This window comes from Allobosea sp. GW821-FHT03A12, assembly GCF_058986765.1.
Map to the genome: position 1 here is coordinate 332,255 of NZ_JBYSVZ010000007.1, position 16,030 is coordinate 348,284.

14 protein-coding genes and 2 tRNA genes are annotated in these 16,030 nt (G+C 69.4%); 8 read left to right on the forward strand and 8 right to left on the reverse strand.

Going from position 1 to position 16,030, the window contains the following annotated elements:
• Positions 1 to 82: 82 nt before the first annotated feature.
• Both AC3WLC_RS26890 and AC3WLC_RS26895 read right to left on the reverse strand, forming a co-directional pair.
• On the reverse strand, positions 83 to 751 hold the full coding sequence (locus AC3WLC_RS26890; protein WP_493686955.1) for a CoA pyrophosphatase: 669 nt from the start codon (positions 749 to 751) through the stop codon (positions 83 to 85).
• Positions 751 to 1,356, reverse strand: a complete 606-nt coding sequence (locus tag AC3WLC_RS26895) for a DUF1285 domain-containing protein (RefSeq protein WP_493687156.1) — start codon at positions 1,354 to 1,356, stop codon at positions 751 to 753. Before AC3WLC_RS26895 ends, AC3WLC_RS26890 begins: the two co-directional genes overlap by 1 nt.
• A gap of 161 nt (positions 1,357 to 1,517) precedes the next feature.
• Here AC3WLC_RS26895 and AC3WLC_RS26900 point away from each other — a divergent pair, with 161 nt between their 5' ends.
• From AC3WLC_RS26900 to AC3WLC_RS26915, 4 genes are read left to right on the forward strand one after another with little or no spacing between them, the layout of a single operon-like run.
• Positions 1,518 to 2,534 carry an AAA family ATPase gene (locus tag AC3WLC_RS26900; protein WP_493686956.1) on the forward strand — a complete coding sequence of 339 codons (1,017 nt, stop codon included), beginning with the start codon at positions 1,518 to 1,520 and terminating at the stop codon, positions 2,532 to 2,534.
• A 10-nt stretch (positions 2,535 to 2,544) separates the two neighbouring features.
• Entirely contained in the window at positions 2,545 to 3,462 is a 918-nt protein-coding gene (locus tag AC3WLC_RS26905) for a DUF58 domain-containing protein (RefSeq protein WP_493686957.1), read from the forward strand.
• Positions 3,463 to 3,480: 18 nt separating this feature from the next.
• Positions 3,481 to 6,306 carry a DUF4159 domain-containing protein gene (locus AC3WLC_RS26910; protein WP_493687157.1) on the forward strand — a complete coding sequence of 942 codons (2,826 nt, stop codon included), beginning with the start codon at positions 3,481 to 3,483 and terminating at the stop codon, positions 6,304 to 6,306.
• Positions 6,307 to 6,324: 18 nt separating this feature from the next.
• On the forward strand, positions 6,325 to 8,412 hold the full coding sequence (locus AC3WLC_RS26915) for a hypothetical protein (protein ID WP_493686958.1): 2,088 nt from the start codon (positions 6,325 to 6,327) through the stop codon (positions 8,410 to 8,412).
• Between the two features lie 142 nt (positions 8,413 to 8,554).
• Here the strand turns inward: AC3WLC_RS26915 and AC3WLC_RS26920 are convergent, their stop codons facing one another.
• The 5 genes from AC3WLC_RS26920 to AC3WLC_RS26940 all read right to left on the reverse strand — a co-directional run bounded on the left by AC3WLC_RS26920 (position 8,555) and on the right by AC3WLC_RS26940 (position 12,602).
• Positions 8,555 to 9,055, reverse strand: coding sequence for a GNAT family N-acetyltransferase (locus tag AC3WLC_RS26920; RefSeq protein ID WP_493686959.1), 501 nt, complete (start codon positions 9,053 to 9,055; stop codon positions 8,555 to 8,557).
• A gap of 46 nt (positions 9,056 to 9,101) precedes the next feature.
• Positions 9,102 to 9,941 carry a class I SAM-dependent methyltransferase gene (locus AC3WLC_RS26925; RefSeq protein WP_493686960.1) on the reverse strand — a complete coding sequence of 280 codons (840 nt, stop codon included), beginning with the start codon at positions 9,939 to 9,941 and terminating at the stop codon, positions 9,102 to 9,104.
• Positions 9,938 to 10,987, reverse strand: a complete 1,050-nt coding sequence (locus AC3WLC_RS26930; RefSeq protein ID WP_493686961.1) for a glycosyltransferase family 4 protein — start codon at positions 10,985 to 10,987, stop codon at positions 9,938 to 9,940. The genes AC3WLC_RS26925 and AC3WLC_RS26930 overlap by 4 nt, the downstream gene beginning before the upstream one ends.
• A 169-nt stretch (positions 10,988 to 11,156) precedes the next feature.
• Positions 11,157 to 11,558 carry a 6-pyruvoyl trahydropterin synthase family protein gene (locus tag AC3WLC_RS26935; protein ID WP_493686962.1) on the reverse strand — a complete coding sequence of 134 codons (402 nt, stop codon included), beginning with the start codon at positions 11,556 to 11,558 and terminating at the stop codon, positions 11,157 to 11,159.
• Between the two features lie 51 nt (positions 11,559 to 11,609).
• Positions 11,610 to 12,602, reverse strand: a complete 993-nt coding sequence (locus AC3WLC_RS26940; protein ID WP_493686963.1) for a zinc-dependent alcohol dehydrogenase — start codon at positions 12,600 to 12,602, stop codon at positions 11,610 to 11,612.
• Positions 12,603 to 12,659: 57 nt separating this feature from the next.
• Here AC3WLC_RS26940 and mdoH point away from each other — a divergent pair, with 57 nt between their 5' ends.
• Both mdoH and AC3WLC_RS26950 read left to right on the forward strand, forming a co-directional pair.
• The gene (mdoH, locus tag AC3WLC_RS26945; RefSeq protein WP_493686964.1) at positions 12,660 to 14,468 is read left to right on the forward strand and encodes a glucans biosynthesis glucosyltransferase MdoH; all 1,809 of its coding nucleotides are present in this window, start codon (positions 12,660 to 12,662) and stop codon (positions 14,466 to 14,468) included.
• Positions 14,465 to 15,223 (forward strand): FkbM family methyltransferase, encoded by a 759-nt coding sequence (locus AC3WLC_RS26950; RefSeq protein WP_493686966.1) that lies wholly within the window; start codon positions 14,465 to 14,467, stop codon positions 15,221 to 15,223. Before mdoH ends, AC3WLC_RS26950 begins: the two co-directional genes overlap by 4 nt.
• 3 nt (positions 15,224 to 15,226) lie before the next feature.
• Here AC3WLC_RS26950 and AC3WLC_RS26955 read toward each other — a convergent pair whose 3' ends face one another.
• Complete coding sequence (locus AC3WLC_RS26955) at positions 15,227 to 15,616, reverse strand: hypothetical protein (RefSeq protein ID WP_493686967.1); 390 nt, start codon at positions 15,614 to 15,616, stop codon at positions 15,227 to 15,229.
• A gap of 270 nt (positions 15,617 to 15,886) precedes the next feature.
• On the opposite strand from AC3WLC_RS26955, the gene AC3WLC_RS26960 reads away from it, so the two are divergent.
• Both AC3WLC_RS26960 and AC3WLC_RS26965 read left to right on the forward strand, forming a co-directional pair.
• Positions 15,887 to 15,958, forward strand: a tRNA-His gene (locus AC3WLC_RS26960).
• A gap of 1 nt (position 15,959) precedes the next feature.
• Positions 15,960 to 16,029: transfer RNA gene (locus AC3WLC_RS26965), tRNA-Asn, on the forward strand.
• Position 16,030: the final 1 nt, after the last annotated feature.

Genomic DNA, 16,030 nt, shown 5'->3' on the forward strand with positions numbered 1-16,030 from the left:
TCTGATTGGTGAGTCCGTCTCTCACTTTAGATAGAGACCGTTTTGCCGATTTGCTTGCAACGCAAGCAGATCGGAACGGGCTCTAACCGGCCAGCCGCTCGTAGAGATTGCGGATCATGCCGGCAGTCGCTCCCCAGATATAGCGATCGCCATGCGGCATCGCATAGTAGGTGCGATAGCGCCCGCGGAATTCGCGGCCGTGACGCTGGTGATTGGCCGGGTCGAGCAGGAAGGCGAGCGGCGTCTCGAAGGTCTCGTCGACCTCATGCGGGTTGATCGTCAGCTCAAGCGGCGGCTCGACCAGCCCGACCACGGGCGTGACGCGATAGCCGGTGCCGGTGAGATAGGCATCGAGATAGCCGACCGTCCTGACCTTCCGGGGAGCTAGCCCGACTTCTTCTTCCGCCTCGCGCAGCGCGGCGACCAAGGGCGAGCCGTCGGTCGCGTCGATGCGCCCGCCCGGAAAGGCGATCTGGGCCGAATGACTGCGCAGCGACGCAGCGCGCTGGGTCAGCAACACGGTCGGCTCGCCCGGATGCAGCACGATCGGGATCAGCACGGCGGCCTCGACCGCACTCGCCTCGTTGGGGATGTCGACCGGGTCGGACTGGAGATCGTGATCGCCGCGCGGCCGCGCGATCAGGTCGCCATGGGCGGGCGGCTCGGCCCGCAAGGCGCGGTGCAGCAGCGCTTCGAGATCGCCGCCGTTCCAGAACGCCGTGTCGGCGAGCCGCTTGGCAAGATGCTGCATCAGAGTCCCTCGATCTCGCTGGCCGGCGCGACGACGTGGAACACGCCACCGGCCGCGATGCCGAACTGCGCCTCTCCGTCGCTCTCCATGATCTCGCCGAGCGCCAGGAGATCATAGGTCAGCGCCCGCGTGAGCCGGGCCCAGAGCCCGCGCCGGACATGCACATAGGGCTTCACACCCTCATTCGCAGCCCTCTCGAAGCGCAAGATGTTGTCAGGCCCAACCGTGACGAGATCATCGGTGCGGGTCCGGAAGGCGATGCTGCGCCGCTCGCCCTCGCCTTCCACCGCCATCTCGACTGCCTGGAGCGGCGCGTCCTCGACCCTGATCCCGACCTTCTCGACCGGGGTCACGAGAAAGTAATCCTCGCCCTCGCGCTTCAGCACCGAGGAGAACAGCTTGACCAGCGCCGGCCGGCCGATCGGCGTGCCCAGATAGAACCAGGTGCCATCGCTGGCGATACGCATGTCGAGATCGCCGCAGAAGGGCGGATTCCAGCGCTCCACCGGCGGCAGCCCGCGTGCAGGACCGCTGCCGAGCGCGCTCAGCAGGCGATTCATCGCGCCCGCGGCCTCGGCAGTCACGTCACCTCGCGCTTTCGTCATCGGCATGCCGGTTGCATCGCTCTCTCGCCTTGAACTCTACATAATCGTGAAGCGGACTGTTGTGCACCGCCGCTCTCGGGCCCTTGAGCATGCTCCCCGCGAGGGTCAGAGTTTGGAATCGGACAGGAAGGCCCGCGAGCGCGAGGCTGAAGGAGATCGCAATGGTGGCGCAAGCCCGTGATGCAAACGCCCCGATCAATCTCGACACCGGCGTCGTCGAGGCGGCCGAAGCGGCCCTCGCCGCCATCGGCGCCGCCCGCACCGAGATCGGCCAGGTCATCTTCGGCCAGCAGAAGGTCGTCGATCTCTCCCTGATCACCCTGCTCGCCGGCGGCCACGGCCTGCTCGTCGGCGTGCCCGGCCTCGCCAAGACCAAGCTGGTCGAGGCGATGGGCGTCGTGCTCGGCCTCTCGGCAAGGCGCGTCCAGTTCACGCCCGATTTGATGCCTTCCGACATCCTCGGCTCGGAGGTGCTCGACGAGAGCGCCGACGGCAAGCGCCATTTCCGCTTCATCAAGGGCCCGGTCTTCGCCCAGCTGCTGATGGCCGACGAGATCAACCGCGCCTCGCCGCGCACCCAGTCGGCCCTGCTGCAGGCGATGCAGGAGCACCACGTCACCGTCGCCGGCGAGCGTCATGACCTGCCCGCCCCCTTCCATGTGCTGGCGACCCAGAACCCGATTGAGCAGGAAGGCACCTATCCGCTGCCGGAAGCCCAGCTCGACCGCTTCCTGCTGGAGATCGATGTCGGCTATCCCGACCGCGAGGCCGAGCGCCGCATCCTGCTCGAGACCACCGGCGCCGCCGAGCACAAGCCGGTGCAGGCGATGACGGCCGAGACCCTGATGTCGACGCAGCGCCTGGTCCGCCGCCTGCCGGTCGGCGAGGCCGTGGTCGACGCGATCCTCGATCTCGTCCGCTCTGCCCGTCCCGGCGACGGCGAGAAGGTGATCACCGACAAGCTCGCCTGGGGCCCCGGCCCGCGCGCCAGCCAGGCGCTGACGCTGGCCTGCCGCGCCCGAGCCCTGGTCGAGGGCCGGCTCGCCCCCTCGGTCGACGATGTCGCGGCACTTGCCGCTCCCGTGCTGAAGCATCGTATCGCCTTGACCTTCGCCGCCCGCGCCGATGGCGAGACCGTCGAGGGCATCGTCGCCAAGCTGGTGGAGCGTCTGGGTTGAGGGCATTCTGATGCTGCGCACCCGCGTCCTCGGCCAATCTGAACGCCAGCCGGGCCAGCCGGTCCTCAAGGCGTCGCTCGATCTCGCCGCCCGCCTGCCCCGGTTGGTGCTGGAGGCGCGGCGGGTCTCGGCCAGCGTGCACGGCATCCATGGCCGCAGGCGCTCCGGCCCCGGTGAGACCTTCTGGCAGTACCGGCCGCTGGTCACCGGCGAGTCCGCCTCGCGCATCGACTGGCGCCGCTCGGCCCGCGACGGCCATCTCTTCGTCAGGGAACGTGAGTGGGAGGCCTCCCACGCGATCTGGCTCTGGATCGACCGCTCGGCCTCGATGGGTTTTGCGTCCTCGCTCGCCAAGACGAGCAAGGTCGACCGCGCTTTGATCGCCGGCTTCGCGCTGGCCGAGACACTGGTCGAGGGCGGCGAGCGCGTCGGCCATCTCGGCCTGACCCGGCCGATGGCGTCGCGCCGCATCGTCGAATTGCTGGCACAGGCGATCGTCGCCGACCGGCGCAATGGCGAGGCCGACCTGCCGCCGGAAGAGCCGCTGCCGCGTCTCGCCGACGCAATCCTGATCACCGATGGTCTGACGCCGGCCGCAGCGCTCGCCAAGCGCATCGCCACGCTGGCGAGTAGCGGCGCCAGGGGCCATATCCTGCTGATCGTTGACCCGATCGAGGAGACCTTCCCCTTCTCTGGACAGGCCGAACTGTTCGACCTGGAGGATGGCCTGACGCTGCGGGTCGGTGATGCCGGTAAATGGGGCGAGGATTATCGCGAGCGGCTGCAGGCCCATCGCGACGCCATCCGCGAAGCCTGCCGCCATGCCGGCTGGACGCTGACCCTGCACCGGACCGACCGCCCGGCCAGCGAAGGCGTCCTGCGCATCGCCAGCCTGATCGCCGCCTCGCGCGGCGGCCCGGCTGGTTAGCGGGAGGAGACGACGATGCTGTCATCGCTGCCGATCGCCTTCTCCGCGCCGCTGGCCCTGATCGCGCTGGCGCTGCTGCCGGTGCTCTGGCTGATCCTGCGGGTGACGCCGCCGCGGCCGAAGCGCATCGATTTCCCGCCGCTGAAGATCGTGCGCGACCTGATCCCGCAGCGCGAGACACCGGCGCATACGCCCTGGTGGCTGCTGGCGCTGCGCATGGCGGTGGCGGCGCTGGCGATCCTCGCCGTCGCCGGCCCGGTCTGGAATCCGGTGCGCGATGCCGCGGCCCTGCGTGGCCCGCTGCTACTGCTTGTCGACAACGGTTTTGGCGCCGCGACCGACTGGCTGGAGCGCCAGGCCATCGCCGAGAGCCGCATCATGGCCGCCGGACGTGAGGGCCGCCCCGTCGCGGTCGTCGGCCTCGCCGAGGCGCCGGCCGAGATCGCGCTCGCCGAGCCGCAGGGCGCGCTCGAACGCCTGCGCGCCCTCAGCCTGCAGCCGCATGCCCCCGATCGCGGCGCCCATCTCCAGCGGCTCGAAGCCTTCTGGCGCGCCCAACCCCAGGCCGAGACGGTCTGGGTCGCCGACGGCCTCGGTGTCGGCGGGGGCGATGCCGATTTCCTGGCCCGTCTGAAGCAGGAAGCGAGCGCCAGCCGGCTCTCGATCCATGCCGGCCCGGCCGACCAGCGCGCCCTCGCCGCGCCCGAGAACCTCGCCGGCGCGCTGACCGTCAAGGTGCTGCGCCCGACGACGAACGCGGCTGCGAGCGGCCAGGTCCGCGCCCTCGACTTGAAGGGCCTGCCGCTCGGCGATGCGCCCTTCGTCTTCGGGGGCAATGAGCTCGAGACTACCGCACGGCTGACCTTGCCGATCGAGGTCCGCAACGCCGTCTCGCGGCTGGAGATCGCCGGCGAGCGCAGCGCCGGCGCCGTCGCTCTGCTCGACGACCGCGCCAAGCGCCGCCGCGTCGGCATCGTCTCCGGCGCCACCGCCGACACCGCCCAGCCGCTGCTCTCGCCGACCTATTACGTCTCCCGCGCGCTCTCGCCCTTCGCCGAGATTCGCGAGCCCCGTGCCGGCTCGACCGACCCGGTCGGCGAATTGCTGGCGCAGAACCTCTCCGTGCTGATCCTCGCCGATATCGGCGCGCTCGACGGCGATACCGCCGCCAAGGTCTCGGCCTTCGTCGAGCGCGGCGGCGTGCTGCTGCGCTTTGCCGGCGCGCGCCTTGCCGCCTCCTCGGACGAACTGACGCCGGTGCGCCTGCGCCGCGGCGGTCGCACGCTCGGCGGCGGTCTCTCCTGGGAGACACCGCGCAAGCTCGCGCCCTTCACCCGCGAGAGCCCATTCTTCGGCTCGTCTTTGGCCGAGGATGTCCGCGTCACCCGTCAGATCCTGGCCGAGCCCGAGCCGGACCTTGCCCGCAAGACTTGGGCGGCGCTGGAGGACGGCACGCCGGTCGTCACCGGCGAGCGCCGTGGCGACGGCGTCCTCGCCATGGTCCACGTCACCGCCGACACGACCTGGTCGAACCTGCCGCTCTCAGGGCTGTTCGTCGAGATGCTGCGCAAGATCGTCGCCATGTCCGGCACAACAGCCACCGAGAGCCAAAGCGGCGAGATCAAGGTCGAGACCCTGTCGCCGACCCGCGTGCTCGACGGCCAGGGCGCCTTCCGCTCACCGCCGGCGACCGCCCAGCCCGTCGCCCGCAACTTCACTGGGCGCGCCACGCTCGCCCATCCGCCCGGCATCTATGGCCCGACCGATGGCGCCATGGCGGTCAACACGCTCGCGCCCACCGATACGCTGACGGCGCTCGACCTCGCCGCGCTGGGAGCGCCGATGCTGCCGATCGACCAGCCCGTCGCTCGCGACATCCGCCCGCAATTGCTGGTGCTGGCGCTGCTCCTCCTCGTCGCCGACACGCTGGCGACGCTCTGGCTCGGAGGCCGGATGAACCTCGCCCGCTTCCGCCGCGCGGCCCCCGCTGCGCTGCTCCTCGCTGTCGCCCTCGCCGCCGTTCCAGGCCCCGATACTGCGCAAGCCCAGCAGCAGCCAACGCCCCCTGCCCCGCCGGCCGATCAGCGCCCGCCGGTGCCGCGCGATCTCGTCACCGCGGCGAGCGCGACCCGGCTCGCCTATGTCCTCACCGGCGACAAAGCGGTCGACGACATGTCGAAGGCCGGCATGGCCGGGCTCAATATCGTGCTCGGCGCCCGCACCGCGCTGGAGCCGGGCGAAGCCGCCGGCGTCGACGTCGCCCGCGACGAGCTTGCGCTGTACCCGATCCTCTATTGGCCGGTGGTCGCCGGCCGGCCGATCCCCTCGGCCGAGACGCTGCGCAAGGTCGAGGCCTATATGAAGGGCGGCGGGCTGGTGATCTTCGACACCCGCGACGCGCTGAATGTACGGCCCGGCGGCGGCACCACGGCGGAGGGCGATCAGCTGCGCCGCATGCTGCAGACTCTCGACATTCCCGAGCTCGAGCCGATCCCGCGCGATCACGTCCTGACCAAGACCTTCTACATCCTCGACGGCTTCGTCGGCCGCTACGACAGCGGCACGACCTGGGTCGAGGTGCTGCCGCCCGCCAGCGAGGATGGCCGCCGCCCGGCCCGCGCCGGCGACAATGTCTCGCCGATCGTGATCACCTCGAACGACCTCGCCTCCGCCTGGGCAGTCGGGCGTCGCGGCGAGGCGCTCGTGCCGATGTCCGGCTCCGATCCGCGCCAGCGCGAGATGGCGCTGCGCGCCGGCGTCAACCTCGTGATGTACGCGCTGACCGGCAACTACAAGGCCGATCAGGTCCATGTCCCGGCCCTGCTCGAACGCCTCGGTCAGTAGCGAAGGAAATCCTGCCCGATGTGGAGCCTGACCTTCGCCCCGCTCGTCCCGCTGCCGCTGCTGATCGGCCTTGCCGTCCTGGCTGCGGTCGCTGCCGGCATGGCCCTGGTGCTGGCCGGGCGCGGCGCGATCCTGCGGGCGCTGGCGCTCGCCGTGCTCGCCATCGCCCTCGCAGACCCCTCGCTCGTCTTCGAGGATCGCGAGCCGGTCAAGGACGTCGTCGCCGTCGTCGTCGACAAGTCCGCCTCGAACCGCCTCGCCGATCGCTCGCAGCAGACGCAAGCCGCCCAGGCCGAAGTCGAGCGGCAATTGCGCGGCGTCTCCGGCGTCGAGACGCGGACGATCGAGGTCACCGACCAGCAGGGCGCCGGCGACGGCACCCGCCTGTTCGAGGCGCTCGCCACCGGCCTCGCTGACGTCCCGTCCGAGCGCGTCGCCGGCGCGATCCTGCTGACCGACGGCCTCGCCCATGACGCGCCGGCCAATGCCGAGGCGCTCGGCCTGCGCGCCCCGCTGCATGTGCTGACCACCGGCCGCGAGCGCGAGATCGACCGGCGCATCGTGCTGGTCGATTCGCCACGTTTCGGCATCGTCGGCAAGGAGCAGAATGTCCGCCTGCGCGTCGTCGAGAAGGGTGGGCCGGGTCGCGCCGCGATCACGGTGCGCCGCGACGGCGAGATCATCGCAAGACGCGAGGCGATCGCCGGCCAGACGGTCCAGGTCCCGGTCCGCATCGATCGTGGCGGCCCGAACGTCATCGAGATCGAAGCCGCCCCGCTCGACAACGAGCTGACGCTCGCGAACAACCGCGCGGTCATCACCATCGAAGGCGTGCGCGACAAGCTGCGGGTGCTGCTCGTCTCAGGCGAACCGCATCCGGGCGAGCGCACCTGGCGCAACCTGCTCAAGGCCGACGCCAATGTCGACCTCGTCCATTTCACCATCCTGCGCCCGCCGGAGAAGCAGGACGGCACGCCGATCAACGAACTCTCGCTGATCGCCTTCCCGACGCGCGAGCTGTTCCAGGTCAAGATCAAGGATTTCGACCTGATCATCTTCGACCGCTACGCCAACCAGTCGATCCTGCCGCTGGTTTATTTCGACAACATCGTCCGCTATGTCCGCGACGGCGGCGCCCTGCTGATCGCCGCCGGGCCGGAATATTCCGGCGCCCAGTCGCTGGCACGCACCCCGCTTGGCCAGATCCTGCCGGCGCAGCCTGATGGCAGCGTTTTCGACGAGGCCTATCGCGCGAGAGTCAGCGAGCCCGGCAAGCGTCACCCGGTTACCCGCGACCTGCCGGGCTCGGAGGTCGAACCGCCACGCTGGGGCGAATGGCTGCGCCTGGTCGGCGCCCGCGCCCGCTCGGGCTCGACCGTGATGACCGGCCCGGGCGACCGACCGCTGCTGCTGCTGGCGCGCGAGCAGAAGGGCCGCGTCGCGCTCTTCCTCTCCGACCATGCCTGGCTCTGGGCCCGCGGCTTCCGCGATGGCGGCCCGCATCTCGACCTGCTGCGCCGGCTCGGCCACTGGCTGATGAAGGAGCCGGATCTCGAGGAAGAGGCGCTGCGCGCCAGCGCCCGCGCCCGCAATATCGAGATCGAGCGCCAGACGCTCGGCGACAACCCTGCCCCGGCGACGATCACCGCGCCGGACGGCTCGGTCCGCACCGTGCCCTTCGAGCCCGGCCGGCCCGGCCTCTTCGTCGCGCGCACCGCGGCGAGCGAATTCGGCCTGCACAAGATCACCACCGAGAACCTCACCGCCTTCGCCAGCGTCGGCCCGGAGAATCCGCGCGAGCTGATGGAGGTGGTCAGCGACCCGGGCAAGCTTCAAGCGTTGGCCGAGGCGACCGGCGGCTCCTCGCGCCGCGTCGGGCAGGAGAACGGCTCGGGCGTCACCATCCCGCGCATCGTGCCGGTTCGCTCCGGCCGGCAGTTCGCCGGTGCCGACTGGATCGGCCTGCGCATCAGCGATTCCGGCATCGTCCGCGGCGTCTCGATCTCGCCGCTCTTCGTCGGACTGATCGGTCTTGCCATCCTGTTCGGAGCACTTGTCGCCGGCTGGATCGGCGAGAGCGGGCGGAGATTCAAGCGCGAGGCGTGACCAGCGCTGTCACGCCGGCGCCACCACCCGTCATGCTCGGGCTTGACCCGAGCATCTCAGGCCGGAGGGGGCTCTGACTGGAGCCTCCACGTCGAAAGTTTCTCGGGTCTGCGCTTCGCTCCGCACGAGAATGACGACTGTCTCAGCGCAGCGCCGCCACCGCGCCGTTGCGCTGCGCCAGCACGCCCTCGCTTAGCTCCAGCGCCAGGAAGCGCCCCGGATCGGCCGGGCCGGGCAGGACGAGATGTCCCGGCCTCACCGGCTTGAAGCCGAAGCGGGCGTAATAAGGCGCATCGCCGACCAGCAGGATCAGCTCGTGGCCGTGCTCGCGCGCCGCCTCGATCGCGGCGTTCATCAGCGCAGCGCCGATGCCGCGCCCCTCGAAGGCGGGATCGACGGTGAGCGGCCCGAGCATCAGCCCCGGCCCGCCGCCGGCAAGGATTGGCGTCACCCGGACGGAACCGACCAGGAAGGTGCCGACATGGCTGGCGAAGGACAGCGCCGGATCATGCGGGGCGCCTTCGCGCAGACGCGAGGCGGTACGGGCATAGCGGCCCGGGCCGAAGGCGCGCTCGTGCAGGCGCTCGATCGCGGCGGCGTCGCCCGGCAGTTCCTGGCGGATGGTGAGGGGAAGCGAGGTCATGGTCGGGAACGCGGCATGGCCGAATTCGGCGCGGTTGGCAATGGCTTCAGACCGGCCGTGCCCACAGGTCCTGATGGCCGATGGTCACGACGGACGCACCGCGCTTGGCCTCCAGCCAGCCAGCGATCGCCTCCGGCGAGACATGGCCGGTCTCGGTCACGGCGGCGGCGATCCCGGCCGCCAGCTCCCGAACGAGATCCGATTGCGCGGAGCCGAGCTGCCACGGGCTTTCGCCGACCGTCACCGCCGTGCCGGCCTTGCGGAAGGCCTGGGCCATCGCCTCCGTGGCCTCAGGGCCAGCCGCTGGGCCAAAGCCCTTGTCGCTATGCTGGTGATGGTGGAAGGCCGCGAGCATGCGCTGATCCTCGGCATGCGCCGGTTCCCAGCTCTCGCGCCCGTCATAGGTCAGCACGGTGTAGAGCGGCAGCCGCATGCTGACCAGCGAGGCGACGAAGCGCTCCAGCCAGCGCACCGAGGCGAGATCGAACAGCGCCGCGGCGGTGACCAGGTCCGGCTGCCAGCCGAGCACCCATTCGAGCTCCTTGGTCAGGTCGGCCTGGCGGAAATCGACCGTCAGCGTCTTGTCGGCCTTGCGCAGGACGAGCTCCTCGCCCTGCTCCTGCGCCTCGTCGGCCCATTCGGCGAGCTTGCGCCGCGCCACCGAGAGCAAGCGGCTGTCGGCATCGACCAGGGTCCAGTGCTGGCGAGCCGGCAGCACGCTGTAGCTGCCGCGCAGGTTGGAGCCGGCGCCGCAACCGAGATCGATGATCGATAGCGATTGCCGCTCCGAGAAGGTCGAGCCCACAGCGGTCAACACCTGCGGATTGCGCGCGGCATGGTCGGCCGGTTCGCGCAGAGCGAGCCAATCGGGAGAAAATCCGCTCATGGGGATACCTTTGCGCACACCTCGGCGACGATCGTCGCAGTCCCGCGCCAGCGCGGCAATGTGCTGGCAGCATCCCAGGCTGCGTCAGCACGTTGTTGACGCTCCTCGGTGTCGTCGATCAGGCGGGCCAGTCCAGCGCGGAAAGCCGCCACATCGCCAGGGGGTACCTTGAGCGCTGCTGCATCCGGAACTGTTTCCGCTGCCGCACCGCCGGTGGTGCACAGGATCGGCAGGCCGCGCGCCAGCGCCTCGGTCAGCACCATGCCATAGCCCTCGAACAACGAGGGCATGACGAAGAGATCGGCCTTGGCATAGGCGGCGTCGAGCTCGGCCTGTCTGAACGCGCCCGCGAGCTTGATCCGCTCCGAAAGGCCCGTGGCAGCGATCTGCTCTCTCAATGCGGCCGTGGTAGCAGGCGCGCGATCATCGGCACCGACGATGGTCAGGTGCCACGACTTATCGGCCAGTCCCGCCAGTGCCGAGATCAGCACGTCATAGCCCTTGCGCGGCACGAGCGAGCCGACAGCGAGCAGCTTGATGCTCTCGCCGCCGGAACCGGTTGCCCGATCAGCCGAGTCGACACCCGGCTCCGCGACCGTGATCCGCTCCGCCGGGACGGCGAAATCGGCGACGAGCAGCCGCTTGGTCGTCCCGCTGGTGACGACGACCGCCGACGCGTAGCGCAAGGCTGCCGTCTCGCGCTTGACGAACTCGGCCGCCTGCGCCGGCGACAGCCCGGTCTCCAGACCGAGCGGATGATGCACCAGCGCGACGACGCGTCCCGCCAACCCGGCCGCGATCCCCTCCGGGAAGGCACCATAGGCGAGCCCATCGATCAGCAGCACGCTGTCATGGGGCTGCGACAGGAGCGCCCGCCCGGTCTCGGATAGCTCCGCCTCGCTCGGATTCGGGAAGCTTCCCGGCAGCGGCAGATGCCGCGCCGCGACGCCCATTTCGCGCCATTCTTTCAGCAGCCGCCGGTCGTAAGCGTAGCCGCCGGTCGGCAGCGAGAGATCGCCTGGAATGGCGAAGACGATCTCGCTCATGGCGTTTCGCCCGGACCGATCGCGACGCTAAGCCCTCTCCCGGAACGGGGGAGGGTTGGGAGGGGGCAGCGCCTGCTTTTCAAGGTTGACGCCGGCCCCCTCTCCACCTCTCCCCCGTTCCGGGGGAGAGAGCAGGTCGAGCCATTGGCGCCTGGCATCGAAACGGCGCTCACGCGAGCGCGCCCTCATAGCTCGCCCGCGCCAGATCGGTTTCGTGCAGGGTGACGCGGATCCTGGCGAGGTCGGCAGCATCCGCCCCGAGCTTGCCGGTGCGGGCCGCCAGGGCCATCGCGTCGAAGATGTATTTGCAGAGGAATTCGGTGGTGGTCAGCACGCCCTCGAACTGCGGCAGCGTGTCGAGGTTCTTGTAGTTCAGCGGCTTCAGCGTCTCGTTCAGCACGGTCAGCGCCGCGCCGATGTCGACCACCACGTTCTGGCGGGTCAGATTCTCGCGGAAGAAGGCGACATCGACGACGAAGGTCGCGCCGTGCATCGCCTGCGCCGGGCCGAAGAACGGATCGGGCAGCGAATGGCCGATCATGATGCGGTCGCGGACTTCGACGGAAAACATGGGGCAGTCTCCTTCAGCGCGCGCAGTCTTGGCGAAGCCCGGGGCGTGGCGTCAATAGCGCAGGACGGCCGTCAGCCCCGCGCCGGCGAACAAGGCCGGCAGGCGGGCCGGCGCATCCGTGAAGGCGATCTCGTCGGTGATCAGCGCATCGAGCCGATCATCCGCCAGCAGCGCCAGAGCGGCCTGCATGCGGCGGGCATAGTCGAAGCGCGCCCGCCGCGACGGCGAGACCTGCCCGACCTGCGAGGAGATGAGCTGCAGACGCCGGGCATGGAAGGCACCGCCGAGCGGGGCGGCCACGCTGCCCTCGCCATACCAGCTCAATTCGACGATCCGCGCCTCGAAGCCGGCTGCGCCGATCGCTGTGGCGAGGCCGGCGGCGCTGGCGCTAGTGTGGAAGACGAGGTCGGCATCAACAGGGCAATCGGCCGGCAGCGCGAAGCGGCAGCCCAGCGCCTGCGCAAACCCGGCGCGGCTCTCGTCGAGATCGACCAGCGTCACCTCCGCCCCCGGCAATTTCGCCGCGATGAACGCCACGAGCAGGCCGAGCACGCCCCCACCGACCACGACGATGCGGTCGGCCGGGCCGGAGCCGGCGTCCCAATGCGCGTTGAGCGCGGTTTCCATGTTGGCTGCGAGTACGGCGGGCCTTGCCGGAAGCCCCTCCGGCAGCGGGGTCACGCGATCTGCCGGTACTACAAAGCGATCCTGATGCGGATGCAGGCAGAACACCGTCCGGCCGAGCAGCTCTTCCGGCCCCGCATCCACCATGCCGACGGCACAGTAGCCGTATTTCACCGGAAACGGGAACGCGCCCTGCTGGAGGGGGGCCCGCATGCGCTCATATTCGCTCTCGGGCACGCGGCCCTCGAAGACCAGCCGCTCGGTGCCACGGCTGATGCCGCTCCAGAGCGTGCGGACCAAGCAGTCGCCCGGCCCCGGCGGCGGCAGCTCTTCCGTGTTCAGGACGCATTCACGCGCAGCGGCATACCAGAGCGCGGTCGCCTGCGCGCTTGCTTCATTCGCAATTGCCGGCTTTACCACGCATCGCCCTCCGCGCCGTTCCCCGCCAGCCTTGTCGAGCCCATGACGGAAACCGCCATGAACCAGCGTCCCGCTCCGACCACGTTCCAGGCGGCGGCGCAAGAGGACACAAGACTGACGCCGGCGGGCTTGCAGTCGGTATCGACCCTGCGGGCGCGGCGCTGGCTCGTCGCCAGCCTGAACCTCGTGACGCTCGCTGGCCTGCTCTGGGGTCTCGCCCATGTGCTCTCGGCCGGCGGCTGGAGCCTCGCCGATATCGCAATCTTCATCGCCTTCCTGTTCGGCGCGCCCTGGACCGTGCTCGGCTTCTGGAACGCCGCGATCGGCCTCTGGCTGCTGCATGGCACCAAGGACGGGCTCGATCAGGTCGCGCCCTTTGCTGCTGCCGGCGAGATGCAGACGCCGCTCGCGATCCGCACCGCCGTGCTGATGACGTTGCGCAACGAAGACCCGGCCCGCGCCTTCCGCCGGCTCGAGATCGTCAAGCACAGCCTCGACGCCACCGGCGAAGGTGCCTGGTTCGACTATTTCGTCCTCTCCGACACCAATGATCCGGCTGTAGCCGCAACCGAGGCGGAACTTGCCGCCGCCTTGGCCTCGCGTATCGGCGAGCAGGGCCGCCTGACCTATCGCCGCCGCAGCGACAATGCCGGCTACAAGGCCGGCAATGTCCGCGATTTCTGCGAACGCTGGGGCGATCGCTACGAACTGATGCTGCCGCTCGACGCCGATTCCGTGATGTCGGGCCAGGCCATCCTCGCCCTTGCTCGGATGATGCAGGCCTATCCGAAGCTCGGCATCCTGCAGAGCCTCGTCGTCGGCATGCCGAGCAAGTCGGCGTTTGCGCGCATCTTCCAGTTCGGCATGCGCCACGGCATGCGGCCCTATACCATGGGCTCGGCCTGGTGGATCGGCGATTGCGGCCCGTTCTGGGGTCACAACGCCATGGTGCGGATCGCACCCTTCCGCGATCACTGCCATCTGCCGACCGTGCCGGGCGGGCCGCCGCTCGGTGGTCCCATCATGAGCCACGACCAGGTCGAGGCGACCTTGATGCGCCGCGCCGGCTACGAGGTCCGCGTGCTCCCGGTCGAGGCCGGCAGCTGGGAGGAGAACCCGCCGACCATGCTCGAATTCGCCCGGCGCGACCTGCGCTGGTGCCTCGGCAATCTGCAGTATCTCAAGATCATGGACATCCCCGGCCTGAAGGCGATGAGCCGCTTCCAGCTCGCATGGGCCATCCTGATGTTCATCGGCCTGCCGGCCTGGACGCTGATGATCGCGCTGCTGCCGCTGAAGGTCCTGGAAGACCGCGGCATCGCCGATTACCCGGCCGGTTTCGCCGCCTTCCTCTATGTGCTGTTCTTCGCGATGTATCTCTCGCCCAAGCTCGCCGGCTTCGCCGACATCCTGCTGACCAGGGACGGCACGAAGCGCTATGGTGGCACGGCGCGCTTCATCGTCTCCTCGCTTATCGAGATCGTCTTCGCCTTCCTGCAGGGCGCGGTCTCGACCTTCCGGACGACGCTGTTCATGGTCGGCCTCGCTTTCGGCAAGGCGAGCATCGGCTGGAACGGCCAAGCGCGCGATGCGCACGCCCTCTCCTTCGCCACTGCCTTCGCCGGCCTCTGGCCGCATCTGCTGTTCGGGATCTACATCTTCGGCACGCTGATGGTGCTCTCGCCGACCGTGCTGATCTGGTCGCTGCCGCTGACCGCTGGCTATATCCTCGCCATCCCCTTTGCGATGTTGACCGCGGCGCCGGCGCTGGGCTCGCTCTTCGTCCGCACCGGGCTCTGCGGCATCCCCGAGGATTTCGACCCGCCGGCCGAGATCGTCGCAATCCAGGGCGGTCAGGCGCGATGAAGCCGGTCGCCTATCCCAGGGGCACGGCGAAGAGCCTGTCGCGCTCGCTGCGGGTCTATCATGGCGACCATGTCCGCAAGGTCGCGATGGATTCGCTCTATGCCCGTTTCCTGCGGCCGGGCGATCTCGCCTTCGACATCGGCGCCCATGTCGGCGACCGCATCTCCTCCTTCCGCCGGCTGGGGGCGCGTGTCGTCGCGCTGGAGCCCCAACCCGGCCCCGCCCGCGCCTTGCGCCTGATCCATGGCCGCGATCCCAAGGTGACCCTGGTCGAGGCGGCCTGCGGCGACAGCGAAGGCACTGCGACGCTCAAGATCAACAGCGCCAACCCGACGGTTTCCACTCTCTCGGGCGAGTTCGTCGATGCGGCCCATGGCCAGGACGGCTGGCGCGAGCAGGTCTGGGATCACGAGCTCACCGTGCCCTGCACGACGCTCGATGCGCTGATCGCCGAGCACGGCCTGCCCGCCTTCACCAAGATCGATGTCGAGGGCTTCGAGGCACATGTCCTAGCCGGCCTTACGCAGACACCGCCCGCCCTCTCCTTCGAGTTCACTACGATCCAGCGCGATGTCGCGGAGGCCTGCCTAGGACGGCTCGAAGCGCTCGGCCCCTATCGCTTCAACGTCGCGCTCGGCGAGAGCCAGCAGCTTGTCTTCCCCGAAGCGGTCGATGCAGAAGCGATGAGCAGCTATCTCCGCGACCTGCCGCACGAGGCCAACTCAGGCGACGTCTACGCGCTGCTGTCGCGCTGAGGCTTACACGCCGCTCTGCCCGAGCCAGGCGAGTCCGGCTGCGACCAACAGGCCGAGCCAGCCGGGATGCCGCCCTCTTGTCGCGTAGAGCACAAGGGCCGAGCCTGCGAGCGTCGCGATCGCGATGATCCGGATGTGAAGCGCGTAAGCCGGCAGGTCGGGCGAGCTGGCAAACTGGATCAGCAGCGCCGCCAATCCCCAGCCGAGCGCCGAAGTCAGGTGCCAGTTCGCCCAGAGGATGCGCAGATGCCGCTCGCGCAGCGGCGCCGGTGCGAGCACCGGCACAATCGTCCCCGCCCGCAGTTGCCGGAAGATCAGGATCTCGCCGATCACGGAATGGGCGATACCGATCAGGATCATCAGCACGCCGGCGGCCAACAACTGCATCTGCATCGATCACCGCCCTGGGCCGCATCAGCACGCTGAGTTGGGCGCGATCTCGAGCACGGCCGCAAGTGCTCCCGATGTCGCAAGGTCAGCGGGGAGCCACCTAAGTTTTCACACTCGGTTACCAAAGGTGATCGCGCTCCGGCGAATCCCCGCTTGCGCCAGGTCATCCTTGCCCTTAGAGCAGCCCTCCCTTCGGACGCCTTGTGTCCTGGCTCGCCGAGTCCAGGCTGGCGCACACCGCTTTGCGGGGAGTGTGTTCTGCACCGGAGGGAAGGCCTTGTAGCTCAGTCTGGTAGAGCGCCCGAGGTGATCGGGAGGTCGGCGGTTCAAATCCGTCCGGGGTCGTGGAACTAGCTCAGTTGGGTAGAGCGCAAGACTGTTAATCTTGTTGTCGAGGGTTCAAATCCTTCGTTCCAA